Origin of the sequence: Vibrio sp. Vb0888 (assembly GCF_033338835.1) — a bacterium.
GTDB classification, from domain to species: domain Bacteria; phylum Pseudomonadota; class Gammaproteobacteria; order Enterobacterales; family Vibrionaceae; genus Vibrio; species Vibrio alginolyticus.
Map to the genome: position 1 here is coordinate 1 of NZ_JAWOTL010000028.1, position 15,121 is coordinate 15,121.

Here is a 15,121-nt window from a genome sequence, read left to right on the forward strand (position 1 = left end):
CAAATAAAAAGGGTTAGCATCAATGCTAACCCTTTTTAATATTTAAGACTTAACGTTTTACTTTAGTTTTTCGAGATCCGCCTCGATCTCTGCGATCTTGCTCGAAACGACTTTTTCTAAATGACGAAGGTCTGAGAGAATTTTCTCTTTGACATCAACCTCAGGTTGTTTCGTTGGCTTAGTGATTTTATTCAGTTCATCAATGACTAATGTGAGGTTACGGTTGATTTCCGTTACTTCTTTATATTTGTGACTGCCACTATCAACAAGAACATTTTTGATTTGGCGTGGGTATTTGAATTTAACGCTTTTAGCGAATAGTTCGCCTTTTTGCTTGTGGAAATATATCTTGAGTACGTCTTTGTGTGCTTCTTGGCGTAGGGAATAACGTTCAATCTGCTTAGGGTCGTGAATACCCAAACCAGTGAGGTGGGGATACATAGGCTACCTCTATTACATCGAATTGATATTGATATAACTGTAGCAGCCTATGTATGAGCTAGATAGCTGATATTTAGCCAAAATGCTTAACTTGTGGGCAAGATCGCTCTCGCCCTGAACCGAAAAGATTGGCAGGTTTTATCTAAGCTGCGACCTCATCAGATAACTTTTCGATCAATCTCTCTCTTAGCTCATCTTGCTGTTCTTCACTTAATCTTCCTCCTGCATCACTGGTTAAAATAAACAAGTCTTCTGCTCGCTCACCAATGGTGGTGATTTTGGCACCGTGAAGGTTGATATTTAAATCAGCAAACGTACGGCCTACTTTGGCCAACAGCCCTGGTGTGTCTAGCGCGACAAACTCCATTAAAGTGTGTTTTTTACCTTTGGTTGGTAAGAAGTCGACTTTGGTTTTCACATTAAAGTGCTGAAGTTTGTTCGGAGTACGGCGCGTTTTAATCTTGGTTGGTCGGCCCGCCTCCAGTACATGGGTGAGGTGTTTAATCACCGCCGCGTGACGAGACTCATCGATCGCTTCGCCATGTTGATCGAGTACCATAAAGGTATCAATCACGTGCCCATCTTTGCTGGTCATGATTTGCGCGTCGTGTACATTAAAATTACGCCTATCTAACTCCGCCACGACCGTCGCAAATAAAGCAGGCTGGTCTTTCGTATATACAAACACCTCAGTGCCGCCACGAGTGGCTTTTTTACTGATCAATACCAAAGGCTTAGTCGGATCTTCCATGCGAAGTAAGTGTTCGCAGTGCCACGCGATTTGCGTATGGGTATGACGAAGGAAGTAGTCAGCTTTGAAGCGTTGCCACAATACTTCAATTTCGCGCGCGGCAAACCCCTCTTTGCGCAGCATTGCGGAGGCCATTTGTTGATTGTGGCGAATTCGCTCACGCACATCGACAGGGTTCTCTAGGCCTCTACGTAAAGCACGTTGTGTGGAGTAATACAGCTCCGCAAGTAAAGTTCGTTTCCAAGCATTCCAAAGTTCTGGGTTCGTTGCACAAATATCTGCAACTGTCAGGCATACAAGATAATCGAGAGATTCTTCGTCTCTGACTTTTTTGGCAAATTCGGTAATGACATCAGGATCATAAATGTCTCGGCGCTGTGCGGTGACAGACATTAATAGATGATGTCTTACCAACCAAGCGACAAGTTTGGCTTCGGGCTTCGATAAGCCATGCTCAATGCAGAAGTCGTATGCTTCTCCTTCACCGATAATTGAGTGATCGCCGCCACGACCTTTCCCGATATCGTGGAAAATAGCGGCAATAATCAGCAGCTCTTTCTTTTGCATTCGAGGGTAGACGTCACAGCAAATTGGGTGCTTCGCATGATTTTCTGGGTCACTAAAAGTGTTGATGTGTTTAAGTAAGCGAATACTGTGTTCATCAACTGTGTAGGCATGGAATAAGTCAAACTGCATTTGACCAACAATCTGACTCCATTGCGGTAAATAGGCCGCCATAACCCCTAATCGGTGCATGAGACTGAATGCTTTGTGCAGAGCATTAGGGTGACGACATAACGCCATGAACTTTTCACGCGCAGCAGGAATGGTGTGCAAAAACTTGTTGAGCCGACGGCGAGCGGTGCGCAGTTGACGCAGCGTTGGTGGGCTCACCCCTTCAATAGTCGAGTCGTTAGCAATATGTAAGAACATATCCAGAATAGTTTCTGGGCGAGCTTGGAACAATGCGGGTTTCCGCGCTTCAATTAAAGAACCGCGACGTTGAAAGTCCGTATCGAGAATCTCGGCACTTTCTGTTGCCCCACCATTAATGATCGCTTGGTCAAAGAGTTTGAGTAGCATTTTATTGAGCTCTGCCACACGACGAAGCGTGCGGTAGAACTCTTTCATCATCATTTCTACGCCTCGATTGCCTTCTCCGACGTAGCCTAGATTTTCCGCAACTTGTGCTTGATGAGCAAAGGTCAAGCGGTTGTCATAGCGGCGAAGCTCCATGTGCAGAGCGAAACGTACTCGCCAAAGGAAGTCCTGACATTCAACCAATTCTCGGTATTCTGCGTCAGTTAAAAATCCGTATCGGCTCATTTCCAACAATGAAGTCGCACCAAAGTGACGTCGAGCGACCCAGCTTAATGTATGAATATCGCGTAGCCCGCCAGGGGTTGATTTAATGTCCGGTTCTAAGTTGTAGGTCGTGTCGTGGTAACGTGCATGGCGTTCGCGCTGCTCTTGAATTTTAGCGCGGTAAAACGTCTCACTTGGCCAGAAGGAGTCTGATAACACGACTTTCTTCAGTGCCTGAAAGGTGTCCTCGCTTCCACACAGCAGTCGCGCTTCTTGCAGGTTTGTCGCGACCGTTAGATCGGCTTTACCAATTTCAGCACATTCAGTAACGGTGCGAACAGCGTGTCCGACCTCGAGTTTTAAATCCCACAACAGCGTAATGAATTCGCTGATTTTTGCTTCTAACGCGGTTGGCAGTTTATTGTTCGACAGAATCAAAATATCGATATCGGAGAGTGGATGCAGCTCACCGCGTCCGTAGCCACCAACGGCAACCAGGGAAATGTTGTAAATATCCTTGAAACCAAAATGTTGCCACAAACGATTGAGAAGCAGATCCATATATTCAGCTCTGGCTAAAACCAAGCTTGTTACCGGATGATGATTGAGAAACTCTTGGTTTTGATTAGAGCTAAACTTCTCTAATTCTCGTTTGAGTTCACCGATATTGATTTGTTCATCGGAAAAGGAAAGAGGGGACTGAAGTGTCATATTTGCCATCCGTGCAAGCTAATCTAATAACAATCTAACAAATTTGCGGCAGATAAAAAATATCCCCGCCGAAGCAGGGATATAGTAAACAACGAGTGGTCGTCAGCTTTACGCGTTTTTCATTAGGCGAGGAATCGTATCGTCGCTACGAAGCGTTAGTACTTCACAACCTTCTTTTGTTACTACAATGGTATGTTCCCATTGCGCAGAGTTCTTGCCGTCGCCCGTGTAAACAGTCCAGTCATCTTGTGCATCAACAGAGCAACCAAATTTACCAGCGTTAATCATCGGCTCAATAGTAAAGCACATGCCTTCTTTTAATACGCGGCGGTCTTTGTTCTTGTAATGAACCACTTGTGGTTCTTCATGGAACTCATCGCCGATACCGTGACCACAGAAGTCTTTCACAATAGAAAACTTGTTGCGAGGATTGTTCTTGTTGTTCTCTTTGATGTACTTCTCGATAGCTGTACCGATGTCACCAACCGTTGAACCTGGCTTAACGGTACGCATACCAACATACAGTGCTTCTTGAGCTACCATGCACAGACGTTTGTTTGCAGGCGAAACATCACCGACTAGGAACATCTTAGAAGTGTCACCATGGTACCCCTGAGGACGCACGCTCAGATCGGCATTCTCATCATTTGGAACGATTACGGTAATATCAACGTTTAAGATGTCACCATCTTTTAGTACCGCCGGCTTCATTTGGCCGTTGCTACCGATTTCGTCTTTTTCCGCTGGAATACCATGGCATACGATATGGTTGATTGAAGTACAGATCGACTTAGGGAAACCATGATAATCAAGCGGAGCAGAGTATGCGCCTTTTTCTAGAGCGTACTCATGACAGATTTTGTTTAACTCTTCTGTCGTCACACCAACTTTGATGTGTGGTTCGATCATTTCTAGAATCTCTGCGGCTAGCTTGCCCGCAATGCGCATGCGTTCTATTTCTTCAGCAGTTTTAATCTTGATTGACATTGGCTTTCTCTACTTATTCCTATGCACGTAAACGTGCGAATGGCCGCATTCTATCAGACATCGGGGCGTTAACCCAAGTTAGATAGGAATATGCATCATTCTTAATTCGATCATATGTTTAAAGTTTTGCTTATAAATAGGAGAAAGTGGCTCGGTGAAGAAATAATTTTTACTAGCCACAGTGAGCTAAAATATGGTATAAAGCGCGCCGGAATAGAGGACTGTTCTCTTCGTTTAGCAAAGTTAAGCGGCGAAGCAAGCTTCATCCGAATAACCTTTTATCTTTAAATCACACACATTCCGTCACATATTCCGGGGTGCTGAGCAGAAGCTTGGTCGGAGTTATGGGGAATGTGGAGGCCTAACCCCATAGAGGATTTTAAAATGGCAACTGTATCAATGCGCGATATGCTAAAAGCTGGTGTTCACTTCGGTCACCAGACTCGTTACTGGAACCCAAAAATGAAGCCATTCATCTTTGGTGCTCGTAACAAAGTTCATATCATCAACCTAGAAAAAACTGTACCAATGTTCAACGACGCTCTAGCTGAACTAGCTAAAGTTGGCGAGAAGAAAGGTAAGGTTCTATTCGTAGGTACTAAGCGCGCTGCATCTGAAGCTGTTAAAGAAGCTGCAATCGCAAGCAACCAGTTTTACGTAAACAACCGCTGGTTAGGCGGTATGCTTACAAACTACAAAACAGTTCGTCAGTCTATCAAGCGTCTAAAAGAACTAGAGACTCAATCTCAAGACGGTACTTTTGACAAACTAACTAAGAAAGAAGCTCTAATGCGTACTCGCGAAATGGAGAAGCTAGAGAAATCTCTTGGTGGTATCAAAGACATGGGCGGCCTACCAGACGCTCTATTCGTAATCGACGCTGATCACGAACACATTGCAATTAAAGAAGCTAACAACCTAGGTATTCCAGTATACGCTGTGGTAGATACTAACTCTAACCCAGACGGCGTTGACTACGTAATCCCAGGTAACGACGACGCGATCCGCGCTGTACAGCTATACCTGAACGCTGCTGCTTCAGCAGTATCTGAAGGTCGTAACAAAGACGTAGCTGCAGTTGCTGAAAAAGACGGTTTCGTAGAAGCTGAATAATAGCGGCTCTGTGTCACACTTGGTCTATGTGAAACCTTTGTGTAGCATAAACTAAGTTATAGTTAGCAATGGGGGCCGACAATGTTAGGCCCCTGTTTTTTACCTTATTTCGAATCAAACGAGGAAGACAGAATGGCAACTGTAACTGCTGCTCTAGTTAAAGAACTTCGCGAGCGTACTGGCGCTGGCATGATGGAATGTAAGAAAGCGCTTGTAGAAGCAAACGCTGACATCGAACTAGCAATTGAAAACATGCGTAAATCTGGCGCAGCGAAAGCAGCTAAGAAAGCTGGTAACGTTGCAGCTGAAGGCGCAATCATCATCAAAGAAGAAAACGGCGTTGCTGTTCTTCTTGAAGTTAACTGCCAAACTGACTTCGTTGCTAAAGACGGTAACTTCACTGCATTCGCAGAAGAAGTTGCAGCTGCAGCTCTAGCTTCAAAAGCTTCTGTTGAAGAACTACAAGCACAATTCGAAGACGCACGTGTAGCTCTAGTAGCTAAAATCGGTGAAAACATCACTATCCGTCGCGTAGAATACGTTCAAGGCACTGCAATCGCTTCTTACCGTCACGGTGAGAAAATCGGTGTTGTTGTTGCTGGTGAAGGCGACGCAGAAACTCTTAAGCACGTTGCAATGCACGTTGCTGCTTCTAAGCCTGAGTTCGTTAACCCAGAAGACGTACCAGCTGACGTAGTAGAAAAAGAGAAAGCGGTTCAAGTTGAAATCGCAATGAACGAAGGCAAGCCTGCTGAAATCGCTGAGAAGATGGTTGTTGGCCGCATGAAGAAATTCACTGGCGAGATCTCTCTAACAGGTCAAGCTTTCATCATGGAGCCTAAGAAAACTGTAGGCGAAATGCTGAAAGAAAAAGGCGCTTCAGTTTCTACGTTCGTTCGCCTAGAAGTAGGTGAAGGTATCGAGAAGAAAGAAGAAATGAGCTTCGCTGAAGAAGTTGCAGCAGCTCAAAAAGGTTAATCCTTAGAGACTGTATAAAGATTAGACCGTAGCCAAGGCTGCGGTCTTTTTATGAGCAGTGAACGATTAGCCGTGATGAATAGCCATAACTGAAGTTGTGTCTATTCATGACTGTTAATCAACAACTCTCTTTGGAAGGTAAACTCCATGACTACGAACCCTAAACCAGCGTATCAACGTATTCTATTAAAACTGAGTGGTGAAGCTCTTCAAGGTGAAGACGGTTTTGGTATTGATCCTGCGGTCCTTGATCGTATGGCACAAGAAGTTAAAGAACTGGTTGAACTGGGTGTTCAGGTTGGTGTAGTTATCGGTGGCGGTAACTTGTTCCGTGGTGCAGGCCTAGCTGAAGCTGGTATGAACCGCGTAGTTGGTGACCACATGGGTATGCTTGCTACAGTAATGAATGGCCTAGCGATGCGTGATGCTCTTCACCGTGCATACGTAAATGCGCGCGTTATGTCTGCAATCCCTCTAAAAGGCGTATGTGACGACTATAATTGGGCTGATGCGATCCGTGAGCTTCGCCAAGGCCGAGTTGTCATCTTCTCTGCTGGTACTGGTAACCCGTTCTTTACAACGGATTCTGCTGCTTGTTTACGTGGTATCGAAATTGAAGCGGATGTCGTACTAAAAGCGACGAAAGTTGATGGTGTATTTACTGCTGACCCTGTAGCAAACCCAGACGCAGAGCTGTATGATAAGCTATCTTATGCGGAAGTTCTGGATAAAGAGCTGAAAGTTATGGACTTGGCGGCGTTTACGCTAGCTCGTGACCACAAAATGCCAATCCGCGTATTTAATATGAACAAGCCAGGCGCACTACGTCGCGTGGTTATGGGCGAAGCAGAAGGCACGCTCATCAACGAATAAGCTTGGCTTAAGGTGCCACTCCAAAGCGTTAGGGTGGTGCTTGCTTTGCTCAACCGTTTTAGGCTTTCTTCAGGAAAGATGACATTTTTAAGGTGAAACTGTGATTAACGAAATCAAAAAAGACGCGCAAGAGCGCATGGATAAAAGCGTTGAAGCGCTTAAGAACAACCTTTCTAAAATTCGTACAGGTCGTGCACACCCAAGCCTACTATCTGGTATTTCTGTAGAATACTACGGTGCAGCAACACCTCTAAACCAAGTAGCAAACGTTATTGCTGAAGATGCACGTACACTTGCAATCACGGTTTTTGATAAAGAGCTGACGCCGAAAGTAGAAAAAGCGATCATGACGTCTGACCTTGGTCTAAACCCTATGTCAGCTGGCACTATCATCCGCGTTCCACTTCCACCGCTAACGGAAGAACGTCGTAAAGACCTAGTTAAGATCGTCCGTGGTGAAGCTGAAGGTGGTCGTGTTGCTGTTCGTAACATCCGTCGTGACGCAAACAACGATCTTAAAGCGCTTCTAAAAGATAAAGAAATCTCTGAAGATGAAGACCGTAAAGCACAAGACGAAATTCAAAAGCTAACTGACGTTGCAGTTAAGAAGATCGATGAAGTTCTTGCTGCAAAAGAAAAAGAGTTGATGGAAGTTTAATACTCCCACACACATCACTGTTGGAAAACGCTGTGCTCACAGCTCAGCGTTTTTTTATGTTAGTCTATCCAACTGATGGAACTCAATTAACTCCCTATGCAAAATTCTCAAGCCTTCTCTGATTCCCTTCCTAAGCATATTGCCATCATTATGGACGGTAATGGCCGTTGGGCTAAGTCCAAAGGAAAACCTCGCGTATTTGGTCATAAAAAAGGCGTTAGTGCCGTTCGTAAGACCGTGGCTGCTGCTTCAAAACTAGGCATTAGAGCCATGACGCTGTTTGCTTTTAGTAGTGAAAACTGGCGTCGTCCGGAGGAAGAAGTGGGTCTTTTGATGGAACTGTTTATCACGGTCCTGTCTAGTGAAGTAAAAAAACTACACAAAAATAACTTACGGTTGCGCGTGATCGGTGATACCAGTCGATTTAGTGAGCGTCTACAAAAGAAAATTGTAGAAGCAGAAAACCTAACGGCAGATAACACGGGTATGGTGATCAACATTGCAGCCAACTATGGCGGTAAATGGGACATCACAGAAGCTGCTAAAACGTTAGCGCTAAAAGCACGTAACGGTGAAATTCGTGTAGAGGATATCAATGAGCAGCTAATCACTGAGCATTTGACCATGGCAGACCTACCGGAAGTGGATCTTTTAATTCGCACCAGTGGAGAGTGCCGCATCAGCAACTTTATGTTGTGGCAAATGGCTTATGCAGAAATGTACTTTACACCAGAGTACTGGCCAGAATTCGATGAAGACAGTTTGGTAGAAGCTGTGACTTGGTTTATCAACCGAGAACGTCGTTTTGGCTGTACAGGTGAACAAATAAAGGCATTGATGGCAGCTCAATAAGGACTAGTTAGTTTGAAACAGAGAATAATAACAGCACTAATTTTAGCTCCCCTGGTTATTTTAGGCATTTTTAAATTACCGCTAATGGGCTTTATTGCCGCTTTAACTGCAATAACGCTATTAGGTTTTTGGGAGTGGACTCAGTTTACAGGAAGCAACTCTCGCATTGCTGCCCTTGTGCCGGCAATCATTATTACCGGACTTAGTTTTCTATACATCTCGCCTGATGCATATAGCCTCAATCACTTAACGACACCTCATTATGTCGTCTTGGGTATTGGTTTTGTTTGGTGGATTATTGCTAGCTTAATGGCGATTACTTACCCCAAAACGACGAAATCTTGGCAAAGTAATTTTGTTTTACGTCATGTATTTGGTTTTCTGACATTAATCCCATTCCTTTGGAGTGTGATTATTCTCAGAGCGTATGACATCACTGTAGATCCATACCACGGCGCAAAGCTTGTGTTGTACGTTTGTTTCTTGGTATGGGCTGCAGATAGCGGCGCCTACTTTGCAGGCAAAAGCTTAGGCAAACGTAAGATGGCTCCTCATGTAAGCCCCAATAAAACCATTGAAGGGTTAATTGGTGGCATTATCACGGCATTAATCGTAGCGTGGGCATTTGCTGATTGGTTCGATATCCAGTTCACTAGCCCTGTCCATATGGTGCTGATTACGCTGGTTACTGTCGTTGTTTCAGTGCTTGGTGATCTGGTTGAAAGTATGTTCAAACGTGTCTCAGGCATTAAAGACAGCAGTAACATTATCCCAGGGCACGGTGGTGTGCTAGATCGTATCGACAGCCTAACCGCAGCATTCCCAGTTTTTGCTCTTCTTTACTACGTATTCTAATTTATCAGGAGCGGCGTCGTCGCTCCTGAGCTTTCTAACGGTCTTACAACATGCAAAAGTTAACGATTCTTGGTGCTACTGGATCAATTGGTGCAAGCACGCTTAAAGTGGTCGAACAAAACCCAGATCTGTTTTCTGTCGTTGCCTTAGCGGCAAGCACTAACGTTGAAAAGATGATCGGTTTATGTCGTCAGTGGCAACCTAAGTATGCGGTCATGGCAGATAAAGCTGCGGCGTCTCAACTTCAAGCTGAGCTACACTCAGTTTCGCCAGGTACCGAAGTGCTAGGTGGTGTTGATGCGCTATGCCATATTGCTTCGCTGGACGAGGTCGACAGTGTAATGGCTGCTATTGTAGGAGCCGCTGGCTTATTGCCTACCATGGCTGCCGTGAAAGCAGGTAAGCGAGTCTTGTTGGCAAATAAAGAAGCACTTGTAATGTCAGGCCAGCTATTTATTGATGCCGTTGAAGAATTTGGCGCAGAGCTACTTCCCGTCGATAGTGAACACAACGCCATTTTCCAATGTTTACCACAGCAAGTACAAACCAGTCTAGGTCGTTGCAATTTACAAGAACATGGCATTTCTCATATTTTGTTGACTGGATCTGGTGGTCCTTTCCGTTACACTGACATCGCAGAACTGGAGCAGGTGACACCCGCGCAGGCGATTGCTCATCCAAACTGGTCGATGGGGCCAAAAATTTCTGTTGACTCTGCCACGATGATGAATAAAGGCCTTGAGTATATCGAAGCTAAGTGGCTATTTAATGCTGATCGCGAACAACTGAAGGTGGTTATTCATCCTCAATCGGTAATTCATTCTATGGTTCAGTATCGTGATGGTTCGGTCTTGGCACAAATGGGAGAAGCGGATATGGCGACGCCAATTGCGCTCACCATGTCATACCCGTCAAGAGTGGAAGCTGGGGTTAAGCCGCTAGACTTCACGAAAGTTGGTGAGCTGACGTTTTTGCAGCCTGATTTTGCTCGTTACCCATGTTTAAAACTCGCAATTGATGCCTGTTATGAAGGTCAACACGCAACAACAGCATTGAATGCAGCTAATGAAGTCGCTGTTGATGCATTTTTAAATAACAGACTAGGTTTTACCGATATTGCTCGCATCAATGAGTCTGTGTTGAATAAAATCAACGCAAGCTGCAAAGCTGAGAATGCGAATAGCTTGGAAAGCTTGCTCGAGCTAGATAGAATGGCACGAACTATTGCCCTAGAAACCATACGCGAGCGTAGCTGATGACTGGTATATTGTGGAATCTCATTTCTTTTATCGTCGCACTGGGCATTCTTGTTGCCGTGCACGAATTTGGGCATTTTTGGGTTGCTCGCCGTTGCGGCGTTAAAGTTGAAAAGTTTTCAATCGGTTTCGGCAAGTCTATTTGGAGTAAAGTAGGCAAAGACGGAACGGAGTACAGCATCTCAATGATCCCTCTCGGCGGCTATGTGAAAATGGTTGATAGCCGTGTCGATGAGGTGCCAGAGCATGAGAAGCACCTAGCGTTTGATAAGAAGCCGTTATGGAAGCGAACCTCTATTGTTGCGGCTGGCCCCATCTTTAATTTTCTTTTCGCAATTTTTGCCTATTGGCTGGTATTTCTAATTGGTATCCCAGCTGTTAAGCCTGTAATTGGTGAAGTTACGCCCAATTCGATTGTTGCGGAAGCTGGAATTGAATCTGGAATGGAACTTAAATCGATATCTGGTATCAAAACTCCGGATTGGGAATCAGTAAATATGGGATTGATTTCTCATATTGGCGATGATTTGATGACGGTAACACTAACGTCAGCGAATGAAGTTGGTTCAGAAGTAACGAAAACGCTCGATTTACGTGAGTGGAAGTTCGACCCAGAAACTCAGTCAGCGATGCAGTCGTTAGGTTTTGCTCCGTATACACCGGAGGTGTATCGAGTTATCGAGCAGGTCTCGCAAGGTGGAGCGGCGGAAAAAGCCGGTGTGCTTCCAGGTGATGAGGTTGTCGCAATTGGTCAACAACGCGTAACCGAATGGAAGCAAGTGGTTGAAGCGGTTCGTTCTAATCCTGATACACCGCTTGAATTGACGGTGTTGCGTCAGGGTTATGAGCAAACATTGACGCTGACGCCCGGTAGCCGTGAGCTAGCTAACAAAGAAGTCGTTGGTTTTGCAGGTATTGCACCTAAAGTCGCAGAATGGCCAGAAAGTTATCGCTTCGATCTTCAGTTTGGTGTATTCGAGTCAATAGGTAAAGCAGTAGACAAAACTGGCCAAGTCATTGGTTTGACAATCAGCATGCTTAAGAAGCTGATTGTTGGAGACGTTGGTCTGAATAATCTGAGTGGACCAATATCAATAGCCAAAGGCGCAGGCGCGACAGCAGATTATGGTTTGGTCTACTTTTTAGGTTTTCTCGCTCTAATTAGTGTTAACCTAGGTATTATTAATCTCGTTCCTTTACCAATGTTGGATGGCGGTCATTTGTTGTTTTTTGCAATTGAAGCTGTCATTCGACGTCCTGTTCCTGAGAAAGTGCAGGAAATGGGTTTTAGAATTGGTGGTGCGATCATCTTCTCGCTCATGGCGTTAGCGCTATTTAATGATTTTACTCGTCTGTGATAGTTCAGAGACAAAAGCAGTAGCAAGGAATAATTAGAACAAGTATGGCGATTAAGCGAATTCTATTTGCAAGTTTACTGGCGACCAGTGTATCTGCAAATGGAGCAGAGAACTTCGTAGTTCAAGATATTGAAATCGATGGATTGCAGCGTGTAGCACTGGGTGCTGCATTGTTGAAAATGCCTGTACGTGTCGGTGATACCATTGGCCAAGGCGATGTTGCAGAAATTATCCGCGCCCTGTATGCATCTGGTAACTTTGAAGATGTGAAAGTGTTGCGTGACGGTGGTGTTCTGATGGTTCAAGTCAAAGAACGTCCTACCATTGCAAGCATCTCTTTTTCAGGTAACAAAGCAATCAAGGACGAGCAGCTACAAGAAAACCTGAACGCGTCTGGCGTTCGTGAAGGTGAAGCGCTTGACCGCACCACGCTAAGCAACATTGAAAAAGGCTTAGAAGACTTTTACTACAGCGTAGGTAAATACAACGCAACAGTAAAAGCGGTGGTGACTCCACTACCACGTAATCGTTCTGATCTTAAGTTTGTCTTTACTGAAGGTGTGTCGGCAAAAATTCAGCAAATCAACTTTATCGGTAATGAAGTGTTCAGTGATGAAGAACTGCTTTCGCGCTTTAACTTAAATGTTGATGTGCCGTGGTGGAATTTCCTTTCTGATGAAAAGTATCAAAAGCAAGTTCTTGCAGGTGATATTGAAGCACTCAAATCATTCTACCTGGATCGTGGTTACTTAAAATTTAACGTTGATTCGACACAAGTTGCAATCTCTCCTGACAAGAAAGGGGTATACATTACTCTTGGTCTAGAAGAGGGCGAGGTTTACACCGTTAAGGACGTGAAGTTCCGTGGTGATTTGATTGGTGAGGAAGCGACGTTCGAAAGACTTGTGCCATTTGAAGACAATGAGACATACAACGGCTCGTTGGTGACTTCAATGGAAGAAGGGATTAAGCGTGTGCTTGGTGAGTCCGGTTATGCTTATCCTCAAGTGAATACCATTCCAGAGTTTGACGACGAGAATCAAGAAGTTTCTTTGGTCGTTAACGTAGACCCGGGTAACCGAATTTATGTTCGTGATATTCGCTTCACGGGTAATAACTCAACCAAAGATGAAGTCCTTCGTCGTGAAATGCGTCAGATGGAAGGCAGTTGGTTGAACTCGAAATCGATTGAAACGGGTAAAACTCGTCTAAATCGTTTGGGCTACTTTGAAAATGTTGAAGTACAGACGGTTCGAGTTCCTGGTAGTGATGATCAAGTTGACCTAGTTTACTCTGTCAAAGAAGCGAACTCTGGTAGCGTTAACTTCGGTGTTGGCTACGGTACAGAATCGGGTGTGAGCTTCCAGGTTGGCCTGCAACAAGATAACTTTATTGGTAGCGGTAACCGTGTTGGTATCAACGCGATGATGAATGACTACCAGAAAAACATCAGTCTTGATTACCGTGATCCGTACTGGAACTTAGACGGTGTAAGCTTAGGTGGTAAGGTTTTCTATAACGAATTTGAAGCTAAAGAAGCCAATATCGTTGACTATACCAACGAAAGCTATGGCGCGAGCTTAACGTGGGGCTTCCCATTCGATGAGTTGAACCGTTTTGAATTCGGTGTCGGTTATACGCACAACAAGATCGGTAACTTATCGCCTTACTTGCAGGTAGAGCAGTTCTTAGAAGCGCAAAAAGATAATATAGATTCAAGTGGGGCATTGAATACGAACGACTTCGACTTCAATATCTCTTGGACACGTAATAACTTAAACCGTGGCTATTTCCCTACGGCAGGTAACCATCAGCGTGCATTCTATAAAATGACCGTACCTGGCTCTGACGTTCAATACTTCAAAATGCAGTACGATGTTCGCCAGTATGTGCCATTGACTAAAAAGCACGAGTTTACCCTCTTGTTCCGTGGCCGCTTAGGTTACGGTAATGGTTACGGTCAAACGGATGGTAACGATAACTTGTTCCCATTCTACGAAAACTACTACGCCGGTGGCTTTACATCGCTTCGTGGCTTTGGCTCAAACTCTGTTGGCCCTAAAGCGGTTTACCGCGATACATCCGGCTCTAACAATGGTACAGATATTGCGACAGATGATTCAGTGGGTGGTAACGCAGTCGCATTAGCAAGTATTGAGTTGATCGTTCCAACGCCGTTCGCATCAGAGGAAGTACAAAACCAAATTCGTACCAGTATCTTCTTTGATATGGCAAGTGTTTGGGATACCGAGTTTGATTATCGAGAAAATAGCAACATTTCGGGTGCTAACTACTACTACGATTACTCAGATCCAACCAACTACCGCTCTTCTTACGGTGCGGCGTTGCAGTGGATGTCTCCAATGGGGCCACTAGTATTCTCACTAGCGAAACCAATTAAGAAATTTGATGGCGATGATGAAGAGTTCTTCACATTCACTATCGGTAGAACTTTCTAAAGAGGAAAATATTTTGAATAAAATGATCAAAGCGGCTGGGATTGGCCTTCTTGTACTGAGCTCTTCAATGTTTGCAAATGCGGCAGAAGCTGCACAGAAAATTGCTTACGTAAATACAGCTCAAGTTTTTCAAGCTCTTCCTCAACGTGAAGTTGTACTACAAAAAATGCAGAAAGACTTCAAAAGCAAAGCTGATGAACTGAAGTCAATCCAAGCACAAGCTAAAACAAAGATTGAGAAGCTACAACGTGACGGCGAGCTTTTGGGTCAAGACGAAGTTGAAAAGCTACGTATCGATATCGCGAAGCTAGACAGCGAGTACAAAGTGAAAGCACAAGCACTTGAAAAAGCAAGTGCGCGTCGTGAAGCTGAAGAAAAAGCGAAGCTTTTCAAAACGATTCAAGATGCAGTTAAGAAAGTCGCAGACAAAAATGGTTACGATCTTGTGATTGACATCTCTGCTTTGCAGTACGGCAAGCCAGAATACAATATCTCTGAAGACGTAATTAAAGCTCTAAAATAAG

At 44.5% G+C, this 15,121-nt stretch carries 13 protein-coding genes; 10 read left to right on the forward strand and 3 right to left on the reverse strand.

The window, feature by feature from the left end; all coding sequences use genetic code 11:
• Nucleotides 1–57: 57 nt before the first annotated feature.
• From R7P72_RS22105 to map, 3 genes are all read right to left on the reverse strand, one after another.
• Nucleotides 58–441: a DUF3461 family protein gene (locus R7P72_RS22105; RefSeq protein WP_005380322.1), complete on the reverse strand. Its 384-nt coding sequence runs from the start codon at nucleotides 439–441 to the stop codon at nucleotides 58–60.
• Nucleotides 442–583: 142 nt separating this feature from the next.
• Nucleotides 584–3,208, reverse strand: a complete 2,625-nt coding sequence (gene glnD / locus R7P72_RS22110; protein ID WP_005380324.1) for a bifunctional uridylyltransferase/uridylyl-removing protein GlnD — start codon at nucleotides 3,206–3,208, stop codon at nucleotides 584–586.
• A gap of 108 nt (nucleotides 3,209–3,316) precedes the next feature.
• Entirely contained in the window at nucleotides 3,317–4,195 is an 879-nt protein-coding gene (map, locus tag R7P72_RS22115) for a type I methionyl aminopeptidase (protein ID WP_005380326.1), read from the reverse strand.
• A 384-nt stretch (nucleotides 4,196–4,579) separates the two neighbouring features.
• Between map and rpsB the strand changes: the two genes are divergently transcribed.
• The 10 genes from rpsB (at nucleotide 4,580) to R7P72_RS22165 (ending at nucleotide 15,120) form a co-directional block, all read left to right on the forward strand.
• Nucleotides 4,580–5,308: a 30S ribosomal protein S2 gene (gene rpsB / locus R7P72_RS22120; RefSeq protein WP_005380327.1), complete on the forward strand. Its 729-nt coding sequence runs from the start codon at nucleotides 4,580–4,582 to the stop codon at nucleotides 5,306–5,308.
• 132 nt (nucleotides 5,309–5,440) lie between these two features.
• Nucleotides 5,441–6,286, forward strand: a complete 846-nt coding sequence (gene tsf, locus R7P72_RS22125; protein ID WP_005380328.1) for a translation elongation factor Ts — start codon at nucleotides 5,441–5,443, stop codon at nucleotides 6,284–6,286.
• A 147-nt stretch (nucleotides 6,287–6,433) separates the two neighbouring features.
• Nucleotides 6,434–7,159, forward strand: a complete 726-nt coding sequence (gene pyrH / locus R7P72_RS22130) for a UMP kinase (protein ID WP_005380329.1) — start codon at nucleotides 6,434–6,436, stop codon at nucleotides 7,157–7,159.
• 100 nt (nucleotides 7,160–7,259) lie between these two features.
• On the forward strand, nucleotides 7,260–7,817 hold the full coding sequence (gene frr / locus R7P72_RS22135) for a ribosome recycling factor (RefSeq protein ID WP_005380330.1): 558 nt from the start codon (nucleotides 7,260–7,262) through the stop codon (nucleotides 7,815–7,817).
• A gap of 96 nt (nucleotides 7,818–7,913) precedes the next feature.
• Nucleotides 7,914–8,669, forward strand: coding sequence for an isoprenyl transferase (locus R7P72_RS22140; protein ID WP_005380331.1), 756 nt, complete (start codon nucleotides 7,914–7,916; stop codon nucleotides 8,667–8,669).
• Between the two features lie 12 nt (nucleotides 8,670–8,681).
• A complete protein-coding gene (locus R7P72_RS22145) occupies nucleotides 8,682–9,524 on the forward strand; it encodes a phosphatidate cytidylyltransferase (RefSeq protein WP_031779042.1) in 843 nt (280 codons plus the stop codon).
• Nucleotides 9,525–9,574: 50 nt separating this feature from the next.
• Nucleotides 9,575–10,780, forward strand: a complete 1,206-nt coding sequence (gene ispC / locus R7P72_RS22150) for a 1-deoxy-D-xylulose-5-phosphate reductoisomerase (protein WP_005380333.1) — start codon at nucleotides 9,575–9,577, stop codon at nucleotides 10,778–10,780.
• A complete protein-coding gene (gene rseP, locus R7P72_RS22155) occupies nucleotides 10,780–12,138 on the forward strand; it encodes a sigma E protease regulator RseP (RefSeq protein ID WP_005380334.1) in 1,359 nt (452 codons plus the stop codon). The genes ispC and rseP overlap by 1 nt, the downstream gene beginning before the upstream one ends.
• Nucleotides 12,139–12,182: 44 nt before the next feature.
• Nucleotides 12,183–14,597, forward strand: coding sequence for an outer membrane protein assembly factor BamA (bamA, locus tag R7P72_RS22160; RefSeq protein ID WP_005380335.1), 2,415 nt, complete (start codon nucleotides 12,183–12,185; stop codon nucleotides 14,595–14,597).
• Between the two features lie 13 nt (nucleotides 14,598–14,610).
• Nucleotides 14,611–15,120: an OmpH family outer membrane protein gene (locus R7P72_RS22165; protein ID WP_005391804.1), complete on the forward strand. Its 510-nt coding sequence runs from the start codon at nucleotides 14,611–14,613 to the stop codon at nucleotides 15,118–15,120.
• Nucleotide 15,121 lies beyond the last annotated feature (1 nt).